Annotated in this window: 12 protein-coding genes; 5 read left to right on the top strand and 7 right to left on the bottom strand. The window is 68.7% G+C overall.

The window, feature by feature from the left end; translation table 11 throughout:
* The first annotated feature begins 192 nt into the window (after positions 1-192).
* The gene (locus tag ACFSVL_RS21040) at positions 193-1,176 is read left to right on the top strand and encodes an amidohydrolase family protein (protein ID WP_378306634.1); all 984 of its coding nucleotides are present in this window, start codon (positions 193-195) and stop codon (positions 1,174-1,176) included.
* A 25-nt stretch (positions 1,177-1,201) separates the two neighbouring features.
* On the opposite strand, the gene ACFSVL_RS21035 is transcribed toward ACFSVL_RS21040, so the two are convergent.
* Positions 1,202-2,194, bottom strand: a complete 993-nt coding sequence (locus tag ACFSVL_RS21035) for a LacI family DNA-binding transcriptional regulator (RefSeq protein ID WP_378306632.1) — start codon at positions 2,192-2,194, stop codon at positions 1,202-1,204.
* 83 nt (positions 2,195-2,277) lie between these two features.
* On the opposite strand from ACFSVL_RS21035, the gene pucD reads away from it, so the two are divergent.
* From pucD to ACFSVL_RS21020, 3 genes are all read left to right on the top strand, one after another.
* Positions 2,278-4,587 carry a xanthine dehydrogenase subunit D gene (gene pucD / locus ACFSVL_RS21030; RefSeq protein WP_378306630.1) on the top strand — a complete coding sequence of 770 codons (2,310 nt, stop codon included), beginning with the start codon at positions 2,278-2,280 and terminating at the stop codon, positions 4,585-4,587.
* Between the two features lie 244 nt (positions 4,588-4,831).
* The gene (locus tag ACFSVL_RS21025; protein ID WP_378306628.1) at positions 4,832-5,710 is read left to right on the top strand and encodes an FAD binding domain-containing protein; all 879 of its coding nucleotides are present in this window, start codon (positions 4,832-4,834) and stop codon (positions 5,708-5,710) included.
* On the top strand, positions 5,701-6,183 hold the full coding sequence (locus ACFSVL_RS21020; protein WP_378306626.1) for a (2Fe-2S)-binding protein: 483 nt from the start codon (positions 5,701-5,703) through the stop codon (positions 6,181-6,183). The genes ACFSVL_RS21025 and ACFSVL_RS21020 overlap by 10 nt, the downstream gene beginning before the upstream one ends.
* 732 nt (positions 6,184-6,915) lie before the next feature.
* Here ACFSVL_RS21020 and ACFSVL_RS21015 read toward each other — a convergent pair.
* The gene (locus ACFSVL_RS21015; RefSeq protein ID WP_378306624.1) at positions 6,916-7,695 is read right to left on the bottom strand and encodes a PIG-L family deacetylase; all 780 of its coding nucleotides are present in this window, start codon (positions 7,693-7,695) and stop codon (positions 6,916-6,918) included.
* 218 nt (positions 7,696-7,913) lie between these two features.
* Here ACFSVL_RS21015 and ACFSVL_RS21010 point away from each other — a divergent pair, with 218 nt between their 5' ends.
* Positions 7,914-9,266 carry a TrpB-like pyridoxal phosphate-dependent enzyme gene (locus ACFSVL_RS21010; RefSeq protein ID WP_378306622.1) on the top strand — a complete coding sequence of 451 codons (1,353 nt, stop codon included), beginning with the start codon at positions 7,914-7,916 and terminating at the stop codon, positions 9,264-9,266.
* A 625-nt stretch (positions 9,267-9,891) separates the two neighbouring features.
* Here the strand turns inward: ACFSVL_RS21010 and ACFSVL_RS21005 are convergent.
* The 5 genes from ACFSVL_RS21005 to ACFSVL_RS20985 form a co-directional block, all read right to left on the bottom strand.
* Positions 9,892-11,082 carry an RNA polymerase sigma factor gene (locus ACFSVL_RS21005; protein WP_378306620.1) on the bottom strand — a complete coding sequence of 397 codons (1,191 nt, stop codon included), beginning with the start codon at positions 11,080-11,082 and terminating at the stop codon, positions 9,892-9,894.
* Complete coding sequence (locus ACFSVL_RS21000) at positions 11,079-11,438, bottom strand: YciI family protein (protein ID WP_378306618.1); 360 nt, start codon at positions 11,436-11,438, stop codon at positions 11,079-11,081. The genes ACFSVL_RS21005 and ACFSVL_RS21000 overlap by 4 nt, the downstream gene beginning before the upstream one ends.
* A gap of 78 nt (positions 11,439-11,516) precedes the next feature.
* Positions 11,517-13,100 carry a hypothetical protein gene (locus ACFSVL_RS20995; protein WP_378306616.1) on the bottom strand — a complete coding sequence of 528 codons (1,584 nt, stop codon included), beginning with the start codon at positions 13,098-13,100 and terminating at the stop codon, positions 11,517-11,519.
* Complete coding sequence (locus ACFSVL_RS20990; protein ID WP_370935257.1) at positions 13,076-13,846, bottom strand: ABC transporter ATP-binding protein; 771 nt, start codon at positions 13,844-13,846, stop codon at positions 13,076-13,078. Before ACFSVL_RS20990 ends, ACFSVL_RS20995 begins: the two co-directional genes overlap by 25 nt.
* Positions 13,847-13,888: 42 nt before the next feature.
* Positions 13,889-14,446: an ester cyclase gene (locus ACFSVL_RS20985; RefSeq protein WP_378306614.1), complete on the bottom strand. Its 558-nt coding sequence runs from the start codon at positions 14,444-14,446 to the stop codon at positions 13,889-13,891.
* Between the last annotated feature and the right edge of the window lie 27 nt (positions 14,447-14,473).

Raw genomic sequence — 14,473 nt, 5'->3', positions numbered from 1 at the left:
CGTCCGGTGTCAAGAGCGGGTTCCGGAAAAGTCTTGCCGCGCAAGGCATCCGGCGATCATGTGTTGACAGCGGGCGGCGAAGGTGCTGCACTCGGTTGCGCCGGAGCGCGGATCGCGCTTCCGGGTCCCGTAGGTGCGGTGAAGCGCGGCCGGGGAGTCCTTTACTCAGGATCTTGCGTAAGGAGACATCCGGTGATTATCGATACCCATGTCCATCCGACGAATCTGGTCGACGAAGCCTGGCGGCACACCGGAACCCCGTTCACCGGCGAACGCACGCTGGAAATGATGGACGGTCCACTCTGGATCAACGGCAAGCCGCGGCGCGTGGACGTCAGCTGCATCATGCCGCCGCCCGGGAATACGACCTGGCGCGAGGGCAACAAAACCGGTCGCGAGGGCATCCGCGAGTACCAGGCGTACGTGACCTCGCTCGTGCAGCGGTACCCGGACCGGTTCGTCGGCAACTTCATGTACAACCCGCGCTTCGGCCCGGAAAACGGCGCGGCGGAGCTGGCCTTCCACGTGAAGGAATACGGCTACAAGATGCTCAAACTGCACGCCAACATGCATTCCTACCGCCCGGACCGGGCGCTGGACTGGCTGCGGCCGGTGATGCGGGTGTGCGACGAACTCGGCGTGATCGTGCTGATCCACACCGGGGACGGGCCGTATTCGATCCCGACCCAGTTCTACCCCATCATCCGCGAGTTCCCGAACGTCACGTTCATCCTCGGCCACTTCGGCATCCAGACCGGCGGCGTCTACTGTTTCGAGGCGTTCTGGATGATCCAGGACTCGCCGAACGTGATCGGCGAATCGGGCTGGCTGCTGCAGTCGCGGATCGTCGAATTCGCCAAGGAAATGAAGAAGAGCGACCTGGTCTTCGGCACCGATTCGCCGCCGAACGAGCCCGGCATGTGGGCGCGGGAGCTGGAAGTGCTGTGCCACCAGCCGCCGCAGGGCCTGAACCTCTCCGAGGACGACCTGGAAGGCTATCTCGGCAACAACATGGCCAAGCTGCTCGGCCTCGCGCCGACGCCGCCGCCGAAGGACAAGGCCGAAGCCGAGGCGTATTTGCGCGGGGACATTCCGCAGGCGTCCGCGGCGAATACGCACGCGTCGCACTATCTCGGCTATACGCCCTCGGCGTGGGCGGAGACCGCGAACTCCTGATGCTTTCGGCGCGCCGGCTGCGGGGTCAGCACCCGCAGCTGGCGCGCGCGGTCAGCTGCACGTCGAGGATGCGGTCTTCCGGCTGAGTGTCCTCTTTGAGCTTGTCCAGAGTGGACACCGCGGCGTCCGCGAAATCGTCGAAGGAATGCCCGGCGGTGGACAGCTCTGGCCAGCTGTGCGCGGCCGCTTCGGTGCCGCCGAAGCCAATCACCGCAAGGTCTTTCGGCACCCTCAAGCCGAGTTCGGCCGCGACCGTGAGCGTGTCGAGCGCCAGCCCGTCCGCCGTCGCCATGATCGCCCGCGGCCGCTCCGGCGACCGCAGCCACCGCCGGATGTCCGCACGGGCAGCATGCCGATCGAGACCGGTGCGAACAACGTTGCCCGCACTCCTCTTCGCCGCCCGCATCGCCTCCGTCCAGCCTCGGGCCCGATCGGCCACCGGCCCGGACCGCGCGGTTCCGGTGAGGCACCCGATCTCCCGGTAGCCGTGCCCGAGCAGATGTTCGGTGGTCAGCCGCCCGCCTGCCTTGTTGTCCAGCACCACGGACGGCGCGGCGGTGCCTGCCGGAGCGTGGTGGTGAAGGTAGACGACCGGGACGTCCAAAGTGGAATGCGTCGCCGCCGCCCCGGCGATCTCGGCGCGGACCAGCAGCAGGCCGTCCACGCGCATGTTCGCCAGCGATTCGGCGTACCGCAGCTCCTGCTCCCGGGAGAACGCCGAATTCCCCAGCAATACCAGGGATCCGCGAGCGAACGCGGCCCGCTCGACCGCGTGCGTGAGCTGGGTGAAATACCCTTCGCTGCTGTCCGGCACGACCAGCCCGAGCACATTGCTGCGCGTGGACCGCAACGCCCGCGCGACGAGATTCGGCCGGTAGCCGAGTTCGGCGATCGCCTGCTCGACCCGCGCCCGGGTGGCGGGCGCGACCGGACGCGGACCGTTGTTGAGCACGTAACTGACCACGGCCGGCGAGGTGCCCGCCAGCCGTGCGACATCGTCCCGGGTGACCCGCTGCATGCGCCAGACGATACCCGAAGAGCCGTTGACAGTCCGAATCTACACGTGTTGAATCCCGTGCAGTCGGCAACGCAGGAAAGCTGGTGGTCACTGTGGACTCGCTGGTACGCGCCGCGGAAACCGGGAAGGCCGCCGGGGTGGGCGAAAGCGCCCTCCGTCCGGACGGCACCGCGAAGGTAACCGGTCGGTTCGCCTATTCGTCGGATTTGTGGATCGAGGGCATGGTCTGGGCGACCACGCTGCGCAGCCCGTACGCGGCCGCGCGGATCCGGTCCATCGATACAAGCAAAGCCCTCGCGCAACCAGGCGTGCACGCCGTGCTGACGCACGAGGACGTGCCCGGCGCGAAAACCTACGGAATGAAGTCAGCCGATCAACCGGTCCTGGCTGTGGACGAAGTCCGCTACCACGGCGAACCCGTCGCGCTGGTCGCCGCCGATGACCCGGAAACCGCTCGCCAGGCGGCAAAACTGATCATCGTCGACTACGAACCGCTAACCCCGGTGACTGACCCCATGACGGTTCTAGACGACGGCGTCCGCCCCATCCACCCAGCCGGAAACCTGGTACGACACGTAAAAATCCGGCACGGCGACGTGGCCCGCGCTAAGGCCGATGTCGTAGTCACCGGCGAATACGAAGTCGGCATGCAGGACCAGGCTTTCCTAGGCCCGGAATCCGGCCTGGCGATCCCCGCCGAAGACGGCGGCGTCGAACTTTACGTTTCTTCCCAATGGCTGCACAAAGATCTCGAACAGCTGGCCCCTTGCCTGGGTTTGCCGCCCGACAAAGTACGGCTGACCCTTGCCGGCGTCGGCGGTGCCTTCGGCGGCCGAGAAGACCTCTCCGTCCACGTGCACGCCTGCATGCTCGCCCTGCGCCTAGGCCGTCCGGTGAAGATGTCCTACAACCGCTACGAATCCTTCTTCGGCCACGTACACCGCCACCCCGCGAAGATGCGTTACGAGCACGGGGCCACAAAGGACGGTCGCCTGGTCTACGTCAAAGCCCGCCTGGTCCTGGACGGCGGCGCTTACACCTCGACCTCGCCGGTAGTAATCGCCAACGCTTGCTATTTCGTCACCGGTGCCTACGACGTCCCGAACGCCGAAATCGACGGCCTAGCGGTCTACACGAACAACCCACCCTGCGGCGCGATGCGTGGCTTCGGCGCCGTCCAATCAGCTTATGGCTGCGAGTCCAATATGGACAAACTAGCGCACGCTTTGGGCATGGACCCGATAGAACTACGCCTGCGCAATGCCATGACCACCGGCACCGTCCTGCCAACCGGCCAAGCCGTAGACGGCCCCGCCCCCGTCGCGGAACTACTGCAAGCCCTCCGCGACCGCCCACTACCACCCGCCGCTGGCACCGACCTGCTTTCCCTGCCCGGCGGAGCCGCCAACACGACGCACGGCGAGGGGGTGCGCCGCGGAGTCGGCTACGCAGTCGGGGTGAAAGCAATCGGCTACTCAGGCGGCGTCGACGACATCTCAACAGCCCGCGTGACTCTGGCGGTGGTCAACGGCACCCCGGTCGCGTCGGTACACACCGCGGCCGCGGAATGCGGACAGGGCGTCACGACCGTCCAAGCACAGGTGACGAGCACGGAACTAGGCGTATCCCGCGTAGTCGTCCTCCCCGCCGACACCCAAATCGGCGACGCCGGCTCCGCGTCCGCGTCCCGAATGACCTGGATGTCGACCGGTGCGGTACAAGGCGCCTGCCGCCACATCGCCCGCGAACTCCTACGCCGCGCCGCCGAGGCTTCCGGCCTCCCCGCTTCCGCGCTTTCCTTAGCCAGCGACCAAGTCCTGGACACCTCCGGACACCCAGTCTGCGCCGTAGCCGACCTGGTGGGCTCGGACACCGTCGAGCACACCTTCGAATACCGCCACCGCCCGACTCAAGGCATCGACCCAGAAACCGGCCAGGGCGACGCACACATCGCGTTCGCCTTCGCCGCCCACCGAGCCGTGGTGGACGTGGATGTGGAACTGGGTTTGGTGAAGGTGGTAGAACTGGCGACCGCCCAAGACGTCGGCAAGGCAATGAACCCGCTGGCAGTAGAAGGCCAAATCGAAGGCGGCAGCGTACAGGGCCTGGGTTTGGCGCTGATGGAAGAAATCCTGGTCGACGCCGAGGGGCGGGTGCGGAACCCTTCCTTCACGGACTACCTGATCCCGACCGTGCTGGACGTTCCGCCGATGCCGATCAGCCTGTTCGAATTCCCGCATCCGGACTCGCCTTACGGGCTGAATGGGGTCGGCGAACCGCCCACGCTGTCGTCGACCCCCGCGATCCTGAACGCCCTCCGCACGGCGACCGGCCTGCCCCTGCCGAACGCCCCGATCCGCCCGGACGACATCGCTCTGGCGGCCGGTTCGTGATGGCAGTGCGGCGGTTAGTTGCTCGTTGACCGGCAGCAAGGTTCGTCGCGGGCGGCGGTTGCCTGTCCGATCAGCAGGTTCGGCGCGGGCTTGGAAGCCGCCTTCGTGCTCAGGTTCGCCATGCGCGAAGTCGCTCTACGGTAGCCAGCTCCGGCAGCGTCGGAAAACCGGCCACTTCGTCCCCAACCCGCTGGCTGACGATCGCATCGGCTCGCTTCCCCAACCCGCCTCCCGGAGGTGCCCCATGGATTTCCTGACCCCAGCGACCTGGGAAGAAGCCCTAGCCGCCAAGTCCGAACACCCCGACGCCGTCCCGTTGGCAGGCGGCACCGACGTCCTGGTCGAACTGAACTTCGACCACCGCCGTCCCGCCGCCCTCCTCGACCTCACGCGGATCAGCCCCCTGTCCGAATGGACCGAACAGGACGGCCGGATCCGGCTGGGCGCAGGCGTGCCGTACACCCGGATCATCACCGAACTAGGCACCCGCCTCCCCGGGCTGGCGATGGCGAGCCGCACCGTCGGCTCCCCGCAAATCCGCAACCGAGGCACCGTCGGCGGCAACCTAGGCGCGGCCTCTCCCGCCGGCGATACCCACCCGCCGCTACTGGCCTGCGACGCGACGATCGAGGCGGCGTCCATACGCGGCGTCCGGATGATCCCAGCGACGGAGTTCTACCAAGGCGTCAAACGCAACGCACTGGCCCCGGACGAGCTGATCGCCGCGATCCACCTCCCAGTCGCGACCGGCCCGCAACAGTTCGCGAAGGTCGGCACCCGCAACGCGATGGTCATCGCGGTGTGCTCGTTCGCACTGGACCTGGCCCCGGAAACCGGCTGGGTAGGCGCGGCAGTGGGTTCGGCCGCCCCGACCCCGCGCCGAGCCACCGCAGCCGAAGACTTCCTCCGCGACGCCCTCACCGACAGCTGGGCCTCCCGCTCGCCACTGCCGGACTCGGTCATCCGCCGCTTCGGCGACCTGGCCGCGAGCGCCGCGTCCCCGATCGACGACGTCCGGGGCAGCGCCGACTACCGCATCCACACGATCGCCGTACTGGCCCGCCGGACGTTGAGCTGGGCCTGGGAAGACTATCGGAAAGGCGGGCAGCCGAAATGCGCCTGAACCTCACTGTCAATGGCGAGAACCGGACTGTCGACGAGGTCTGGGAAGGGCAAAGCCTGCTGTTCGTGCTCCGCGACCAGTTGGGCTTGCCCGGCTCGAAAAACGCCTGCGAACAGGGCGAATGCGGTTCGTGCACCGTGTATTTGGACGGTACCCCAGTTTGCTCGTGCCTGGTCGCCGCCGGGCAAGCCGAAGGCAGAAACGTCCGCACGGTAGAAGGCTTGGCGACCGGTGACCAGTTGGACCCAGTCCAACAAGCATTCATCGACGCGGGCGCGGTGCAGTGCGGTTTCTGCACGCCGGGCCTGATCGTCGCCGCACACGAACTAGTACACCGGGAGACTGCGCCGACAGACCCGCAAATCCGCGAGGCCCTGGCGGGAAACCTCTGCCGCTGCACCGGATACGAGAAAATTCTCGACGCGGTCCGCCTGGCCGCGGCACGGGTGGGAGAGCCCGCGGGCCCCGCGTGAGCCAGCCACGGCGGGTCCGCAGGCCGCACCCGCGCCTGTGCCCGTGCGCGGCCCTGCGCGCGGGCCCAGCCCAGCCATGGCCAGCTCGCTCAGCCCTGGAAACCCGGCCGGTGCCCTGCCGCCGGCCCACCGGCTCATGTCTGGCGAACAATCCCGTCCAATCCGGCCATGGCCAGCTCGCTCAGCCCTGGAAACCCGGCCGGTGCCCTGCCGCCGGCCCACCGGCTCATGTCTGGCGAACAATCCCGTCCAACCCGGCCCATGGCCGGCTTCGCCCTGGGCCGTCGGCCCCTAGACGAGCCCGCGGCTCCTCCCTGCCTGGCCAACGATGCGGCCCGCCACCACCCGCCACCGACCTGCCGCCCCTCCTGGACCGCGGCCAGGCAGACCTGCTGCCCCGGCTCGGGCATGCGGAGCTGGGCTGACCTGCCGATCCGGCTCGGGCATGCGGAGCTGGGCCGACCTGCCGATCCGGCCCGAGCCCGCGGCTCTGCCGCACCACGCCGGACCCGCGCTGGCCTGCCGTCCGGTCTGGACCTGCGGGCCGGCCCGTCGCTGACCTACGGGCCGCGGTGACTTGCCGATCCGGCTCGGGCCAGAGACCCGCGCTGACCTGTCGCCACCTCGTGCCCGTGCCGCCCCGCCTGGACCGTGGCCAAGCCGACCTGCCGCCCCGCCTCGGGCCTGCGAACCCACGCCGGGCACCCACGCCAACGGCGCACCCGAGCCCAGTCAGAGCCCCTTCATCAGATCCGTCTCCGTCACCCCCGGTCCCTGTCCTTCCCGGATGAACCACTCCGTCCCGAAGGCCTGGCCGAACTTGTCGTCCGGCAGGGCCAGGAAGAACGACTCCTCGCTGATCTGGCTCTGATGCGCCCGCATCGCCGCTCGCTTGACCTTCAGGTACGCCGTGACGTCCACTTCCGCGGTGAGTTCGGCTTCCGGTTTGCCGATGGTCATCTCCTCGTCCGGCATGCCTTCCTCGCCCGCCGCCCGGGCGGCTTCGGCGGCTTGGCGCATCCGGTCGCGGTTGGCCGAGCCCTGGTAGATCCGGGGAGTGCCCGCGAGTTCGCCCGCGCGCATGCCGACGCGGTGGACCTGGATGTGGTCCGGGTGGCCGTAGACGCCGAAGTCGTCGTAGACGGTGAGCACGTCGGCCGACTCCTCGCGCAGGATCGTCGCCAGCCGCTCCGCCGCCTCCTCGACCGGCGCGCTCCAGAAGGTCTCCGGGCCGTCGTTCGACGGGTCGCCCATCATTCCGGAGTCCTGGTATCCCAGGAACTCCACTCGCGAGACGCCCAGCACCTCGGCCGCCTCCTGGGTTTCCTTGACCCGCCGGTCCGCGAGCTGCTCGCCGTCGGCGAGGAGTCCTTCGGGGATCTCGCCCTTTTCCCCGCGTGTCGCCACCACGAGCACCACCCGGTGCCCCTCGTCGGCCGCCTTGCGCATCACGCCGCCGGTCATGATGGCTTCATCGTCGGGATGAGCGTGAAACGTCACTAGTGTCGCCATGCAAACGAACCTACCGGCACCCACCGACAAAAACCGGCGCCCGCCGGAAACCGCTTCCGGAAACTGGTCACACCCTCCATTGTGGACAGATTGTGGACAGGTAGCCCACATGGGTGGACCTGCCGTTTTATCCGCACGAGGGGTCCCCTCGCGCGGTCTCGGTCTTGGCTTCTCCCGCTGCCCGGCTTACGTTGGGTTCCGCGACCGAGGAGGCGTGAATGGCGGAACGGACGAAATACATCCTGGACGAGGCCGATCTCCCGACGCAGTGGTACAACGTGGTGCCGGACCTTCCCGAGCCGCCGCCTCCGCCGCTGCATCCGGGAACGCGCGAGCCCGTCGGGCCGGCGGACCTGGCTCCGCTGTTCCCGCAGGCGCTCATCGAGCAGGAAGTCACGAGCGAGCGGTACATCGACATTCCCGAGGAAGTCCGGGATGTCTACCGGCTCTGGCGGCCGTCTCCGCTCTACCGTGCCCGCCGGCTGGAGAAGGCGCTCGGCACGCCGGCGCGGATCTACTACAAGTACGAGGGCGTCAGCCCAGTCGGCTCGCACAAGCCGAACACCGCTGTGCCGCAAGCGTTCTACAACGCGGCCGAAGGCGTCACGAGGCTCACCACCGAGACCGGCGCCGGGCAGTGGGGGAGCGCGCTGGCGTTCGCGTGCGCGACGTTCGGGCTGTCGTGCGAGGTCTGGCAGGTGCGGGCGTCGTACGACCAGAAGCCGTACCGCAAGCTGATGATGGAGACGTTCGGCGCGCAGGTATACCCGAGTCCATCGGACCGCACGGCGGCGGGCCGGGCGATCCTGGCGGAGAACCCGCAGTCGACGGGCAGCCTCGGCATCGCGATCAGCGAGGCGGTCGAGCAGGCCGCGGCGGATCCGGGTGCGCGGTACGCGCTGGGCAGCGTGCTCAACCACGTGCTGTTGCATCAGACGGTGATCGGCGAGGAAGCCCTCCGGCAGTTCGAGATGGCCGGCGACACCCCGGACGTGCTCGTCGGCTGCACCGGCGGCGGCTCCAACTTCGGCGGGCTCGCTTTCCCGTTCCTGCGGGAGAAACTGGCCGGGCGGATGAACCCGGTGATCCGCGCGGTCGAGCCGGCGGCGTGCCCGACCCTCACCCGCGGCCGCTACGCCTACGACTTCGGCGACACCGCGGGTCTCACGCCTCTGCTGAAAATGCACACGCTCGGCCACGGCTTCATCCCGGACCCGATCCACGCCGGCGGTCTGCGCTATCACGGGATGTCGCCGCTGATCTCGCACATCTACGAACTGGGTCTCATCGAGGCGCTCGCGATCGGGCAGCAGGAATGTTTCGCCGCAGGAGTGCAGTTCGCTCGCACGGAAGGCATCATCCCTGCGCCTGAGCCAACGCATGCTTTGGCGGCGTGTATTCAGGAGGCGTTGCGCTGCAAGGAAACTGGAGAGGAGAAGGTCATTTTGACGGCGCTGTGCGGGCACGCGCACCTCGATCTGCCCGCGTACGGCGCGTATCTGGCGGGGAACATGGTGGACAACGAACTTCCGGACGCGGCGTTGGAGGAGTCGTTGGCGGCGCTTCCGTAGCGGGTGCGGGTGGCGGATGGAGAGGAGTGGCTGAGGGAATTAGACGGAGGGCGACGCTGGGCTGACGGGCTTGCCAGGCGCGGGCGGTGCTGTGTTGGCGGGCTTGCCGGGCGTGGGCGGTGCTGTGTTGGCGGGCTGGACGGTGCGTGCGGTGCTCTGTTGGCGGGCTGGACGGGTGCGTGCGGTGCCGTGTTGGTGGGCTGTTCAGGCGACGCTGGGGCTGGTGGCCGGTGTGCGCGCGGGTGATGCCTCGGTGATGGGCTGACCTGTGCGGATGGTGCTGTGCTGGCGAGGGCTGGCTTGCGTGGGCGGTGACGCGCTGATGGTGACCTGCGCGGGCAGTGCCGTGGTGGCGGGCTGGCGGGTGCAGGCGACGCTGCGCGAGCGGGTCCACCTGCGCAGGTGATGGCGCGCGAGCGGGTCCACCTGCGCAGGCGATGGCGCGCGAGCGGGATCAGCCGGACGCGGCGGCAGAACCGGACCCGGCGGCAGCCCCAGACCCGGGGGCAGAACCGGACCCGGCGGCAGCCCCAGATCCGGTGGCAGAAGCCGAACAGCCCTGCCGAACCCAGTCATGGCATGGACCTCGACAGGGCCACCGTCTGGGCAGCAGCCGAGGCCAGGCTCAGCCCTCAGCGAGGCGGGACCGCCGGGTTTCCAGGAAAGTCCGTTCGGTCTCGTTGGTGGCCAGCGCGATCGCCTCGGTGTAGGCGGCGGAAGCCTCGGTGGTGCGGCCCAATCGGGTCAGGAAATCCGCTCGGGCGGCGGGGAGCAGGTGGTAGCCGGGCAGGTCGAGGGTGTCCACGAGGGCCAGGGCCAGCTCCGGGCCGTGGACCTCGGCGACGGCGACGGCGCGGTTCAGTGCGACGACGGCGGTCGGGGTGTGGGCCAGGAGTTGGTCGTAGAGAGCCAGGACTTGCGGCCAGTCTGTTGTCGCGCCGTCGGTGTGGACGGCGTTGATGGCGGCTTGCAGTTGGTACGGTCCGGGCTGTCCGCGGCGCAGGCATTGGCGTACCAAAGCGTGGCCTTCCGCGATCAGGTCCTGGTTCCAGAGGGAGCGGTCTTGTGCGGCCAGGACGACCAGGGCACCGGCGGAGTCGACGCGGGCTGGGCGGCGGGCTTCGGTCAGGAGGAGCAGGGCTAGCAAGCCTTGGACTTCCGGTTCGTCGGGCATCAGGTCGGCCAGGGCGCGGGTCAGGCGGACGGCTTCCAGGCATAAGTCCGTGCGCACCAGCGTGCCGGAAGTCGAGGTGTAGCCCTCGTTGAATACCAGGTACAGGACAGTCAGGACGGACGCCAGGCGGTCTGGCAAGGCGGCTTCGTCGGGGACTCGGTACGGGATGCCGGCGTCGCGGATTTTCTTTTTGGCGCGGACGATGCGCTGGGCGATCGTCGGTTCCGGTACCAGGTACGCCCGCGCGATCTCGGCGGTTTCCAGGCCGCCCAGCAGGCGCAGGGTCAGGGCGGTTTGCGCGAGCGGGGACAGCGCGGGGTGGCAGCAGGTGAAGATCATCCGAAGCTGGTCGTCGCGCACGGGGCCCACCTCGGCTGGTTCGTCGGGTTGGTGGAGGAGCAAGGCTTGCGCGTGGCGGGCTTCGCGGGTGGATTCCCGGCGCAGGCGGTCGATCGCGCGGTTTCGGGCGGTGGTCACGATCCAGGCGCCGGGGTTGGCTGGCAACGACTCGGACCAGGCGGTGACGGCGGTGGCGAAGGCGTCCTGAACCGCTTCCTCGGCTAGTCCGATGTCGCCGAGGAGGCGGGTCAGGGTGGCGACGCAGCGGCCGTACTCGGCTCGGTAGATCGCGGCCAGTGTCACGCGACGTCTTCCGGGCCGTCGGCGAACGGGCGTACTTCGATGGGGCGGCCGCAGGCCTGTGCGCATTTGTCGGCCCAGGACAGGGCTTCGTCCAGGTCCGCGCACTGGATGACCCAGAAACCGCCTAGCTGCTCCTTCGTTTCGGCGAACGGGCCGTCGGTCATCGTGACGCCGCCGTTCGCGGGGCGGACCACGGTGGTGGCGTGCGAAGGACGCAGGCCGCCGACGAACACCCAGGCGCCGGCGGCCTTCATGTCGTCGGTGACCTTGGTGGTGCGGGCCATCTGGGCGGCTAGTTCGGCACCGGTCTCCAGGGCGGTTTCGTCTGCGTGCACGGCTAGCAGGTACTGCTTCATGGCGAACTCCTCAAACGGGGTCTCTTACCTTGGCTACGAACGCGCTGGACGCCATTCGACACCTCGGCAAGAAAAACGTCACCGTTCTTTGGAGACCGTCGCCAGCAGTTCCGGGCCCCGGGTCACCAGCCGTTGTTGTGCGAGCGAACCCCACCACCACGCCAGTGCGACGCCGGTCGCGATCCCGGCCGGGACGCCCAGCCACTGCAGCACCGGCAGGTCCGCCAGTTGCCCGGCCACGCACAGCGCCACTACCGGCAACGCGCCGAGCACGATGAGCAGCGTCGTCGCCAGCATCAGGGCGGCTCGGGCGCAGCCGGGGCGTCCGCCGGACGACCACGGGCTGCCGCTGCGGCGTTGATCTGGCAGCGGGAAGGCGAGGAAGACGGACTGCAGCATCAGGACTCCGGCTCCCGCGCCCAGCGTTGCCGGGACCAGGCCGAGGACCCACGGGTACGCACCTGGTACGCCGGTGACGCCGGGCAGGACTAGGGCCAGCACCACGGCCAGAGGGGCGACGATCAGTGCCCACGCCAGCTGGCGGCCGCGGATGTCGGCGCGTTCGGCGCCGGGGACGACCAGCGTGTGCCACAGCGAGCTGCCGTCCATTCCGTACAGGTTGCCGGACTGCATGGACGCGAAAATCACCACGGCGACACTGAAGTACGGCAGCATCACCGACTGCGGGCCGTTGGAAAAGGATGGCACCACGGTAATGGCGAAGCCGATGAGCAGCGTCGACAGCAGGGCGACGCGTCGGCGGGCGTCTCGCCACCAGGTGTAGAGCTCCTTGCGTGCCACGGCACCTACTGGAGTAGGAGGCAGCAGGCTCCGGCGGGTGCGGGTGCTTTTCGCGCGGGTGCGCGAGGCTCCGCGGAACGAGGGGGTGGTGACCTGGCGAGCCAGCAGCGCGCCCCACAGGACGACCAAGACCGCGACGACTCCGAGCAGTGCGGCGAAAAGGCCGCCGACGGTGCCCCATTCGCCTGCCCCGGCCGCGTGCACTGCGAGCGTGCCCCAGCCAGACGGCAGTGCGTCCACGACGCTGACGAAGCCGGGCATCCGGCCGGAGACGATCGCCGGGCCGAGGCTGTTGATGACGTAGTTGACCGCGACGCCGGACAACCCGGTGAGCGCCACCAGGATGATGCCCAGCTCCTTGCCCTTGCGCGACGTGAGCAGCGCACCGAGCGCGGCCATCACCACGCGGTACAGCAACACCACGAACGCCAGCTGCAGCACGGTGAACACGAGCCCGACCAACGCCGCGCCAGCCCCGAAACGCAGCCCGTAGAACACCAATCCGAGAAACGCCAGCAGGCTCACCAACGCGGTGACGCCCACGAAACTCGCCGCCAGCAGGCCGACCGCGAGCTTGCGCCGGCCGATGGGCAGCAGCGCGAAATGTTCTGGCCGCAGGGTGTCGTCCCCGCCGCCGGTCGCGATCGGCGCGAGCACCCAGCCCGCCATCCAGACCGCGTAGATCGAGGTGAGCAGGTCGACCGTGATCCGGGCTTCCGGCACCGGGACCACCGCGACACCAATGGTGAACAGAGCCGCCAGCAGACCGAAGATCCCGCCGATGATCATGCCGGCGATTTGCCGCCCGCGCAGCGAATTGCGCAGGACCCGCAGCTTCAGTCGGACGAGGACGCCAACCACGCCAGCCCCTCCGCTCCACCGGTCCGCCCGCCGACAATGTGCACGAACGCGTCTTCCAGCGTGCCTTCGCCCCGCACGTCCGCCACCGCGCCAGCGGCGACGACGCGGCCGCGCGTGATCACCGCGACGTGGCTGCACAGCTGTTCCACCAACGCCATCACGTGGCTCGACAGCACGACCGCGCCGCCGGAGGCGACGAACCGCTGCAGGATCGTGCGGATCGTCGACGCCGACACCGGGTCGACCGCTTCGAACGGCTCGTCCAGCACGAGCAGCCGCGGCCCGTGCAGCAACGCCGTCGCGAGGCCGATCTTCTTGCGCATCCCCGCGGAATAGTCGATGACGAGCGTGCGCTCGGCGTCCGTCAGCTCCAGCACGCCGAGCAGTTCCTGGGCGCGTTCGGCGACCGTGTCCGGCGCGAGCCCGCGCAGCAGGCCCATGTACGTGAGCAGTTCCCGCCCGGTCAGTCGCTCCGGAATGGACAATCCGTCCGGAAGAACGCCGATCAGGCTTTTCGCCCGTTCCGGCTCTCGCCACACGTCCACTCCGAACACGCGCGCCTCGCCGGCATCCGGCCGCAGCAGGCCGACCGCCATCGACAGCGACGTCGTTTTCCCGGCGCCGTTCGGGCCGACGAGGCCGAAGAACGACCCGCGTGGCACCTCCAGCCCCACATTGTCTACTGCCAGCGTGGTCCCGAACCGTTTGGTGAGTCCGTAAAGCCCCATGGCCGCGTCGTCGGACACCGGTTCCCCCTTCCCGTGGTGTGCGCCCGACTGTACGCGGGGTCACCGACAAAAAGCGGGCGGAGTGGTGTCGGAGAGACGGGGATCCGGAGTTCCGGACATCGCCAGCAGCCCGCGCACCGCCCGAACGAGTTTGGGCCACGAGGCTGGTTTCCGGACGTCGTACGCACTCAGCAGCTGGCGCAGCATGGTGAGCGTGTCGAAGTAAATCCGTTCGCACACCAGTTGTTCGTCGGCGTCGAAGAGGAAGTACGCGGTCATCCGGACCCGGAATCGCTGTCCGGTCGGGGGAATCTTGCCGAGCGGCCCGCGGTGTGTGCCGAGAAGCCAGAACTCGACGATTACCGCATCAGCGCTGTGCCGCAGCGCGATGATTTCGTGGTCCTGGTCGGGAAAAGCGCGGCGCGTTTCGGCGTAGTAGCCGCGCACCGCGGAATCGCCGTCGTGCACGGTCATCGTCGGGACGATCTCGTAGCGCGGATGCGGGAACGTCGCCAGCACGTCGTCCCAGTCCTGGCGCACCTCGTCGCGGAAGTGGTCGAGGACGAGCTTCTGCCGGGCGTGCAGCACTTCCGGCGCGGGCATGGCCAACGGGTCCACGGGTTCCTCCAAGCCGGGAAAGCGAAG

Source organism: Amycolatopsis silviterrae, assembly GCF_042684085.1.
In the GTDB taxonomy this organism is placed as follows: Bacteria; Actinomycetota; Actinomycetes; order Mycobacteriales; family Pseudonocardiaceae; genus Amycolatopsis; species Amycolatopsis silviterrae.
Note: the sequence above shows the minus strand (reverse complement) of the source record. Positions and strands in the feature narration are given on the sequence as shown.

Coding starts and splice junctions, on each gene's coding strand:
- ACFSVL_RS21035 (WP_378306632.1), bottom strand. CDS start 2,194: ATGCAGCGGGTCACCCGGGACGATGTCGCACGGCTGGCGGGCACCTCG.
- ACFSVL_RS21025 (WP_378306628.1), top strand. CDS start 4,832: ATGGATTTCCTGACCCCAGCGACCTGGGAAGAAGCCCTAGCCGCCAAG.
- ACFSVL_RS21020 (WP_378306626.1), top strand. CDS start 5,701: ATGCGCCTGAACCTCACTGTCAATGGCGAGAACCGGACTGTCGACGAG.
- ACFSVL_RS21015 (WP_378306624.1), bottom strand. CDS start 7,695: ATGGCGACACTAGTGACGTTTCACGCTCATCCCGACGATGAAGCCATC.
- ACFSVL_RS21010 (WP_378306622.1), top strand. CDS start 7,914: ATGGCGGAACGGACGAAATACATCCTGGACGAGGCCGATCTCCCGACG.
- ACFSVL_RS21000 (WP_378306618.1), bottom strand. CDS start 11,438: ATGAAGCAGTACCTGCTAGCCGTGCACGCAGACGAAACCGCCCTGGAG.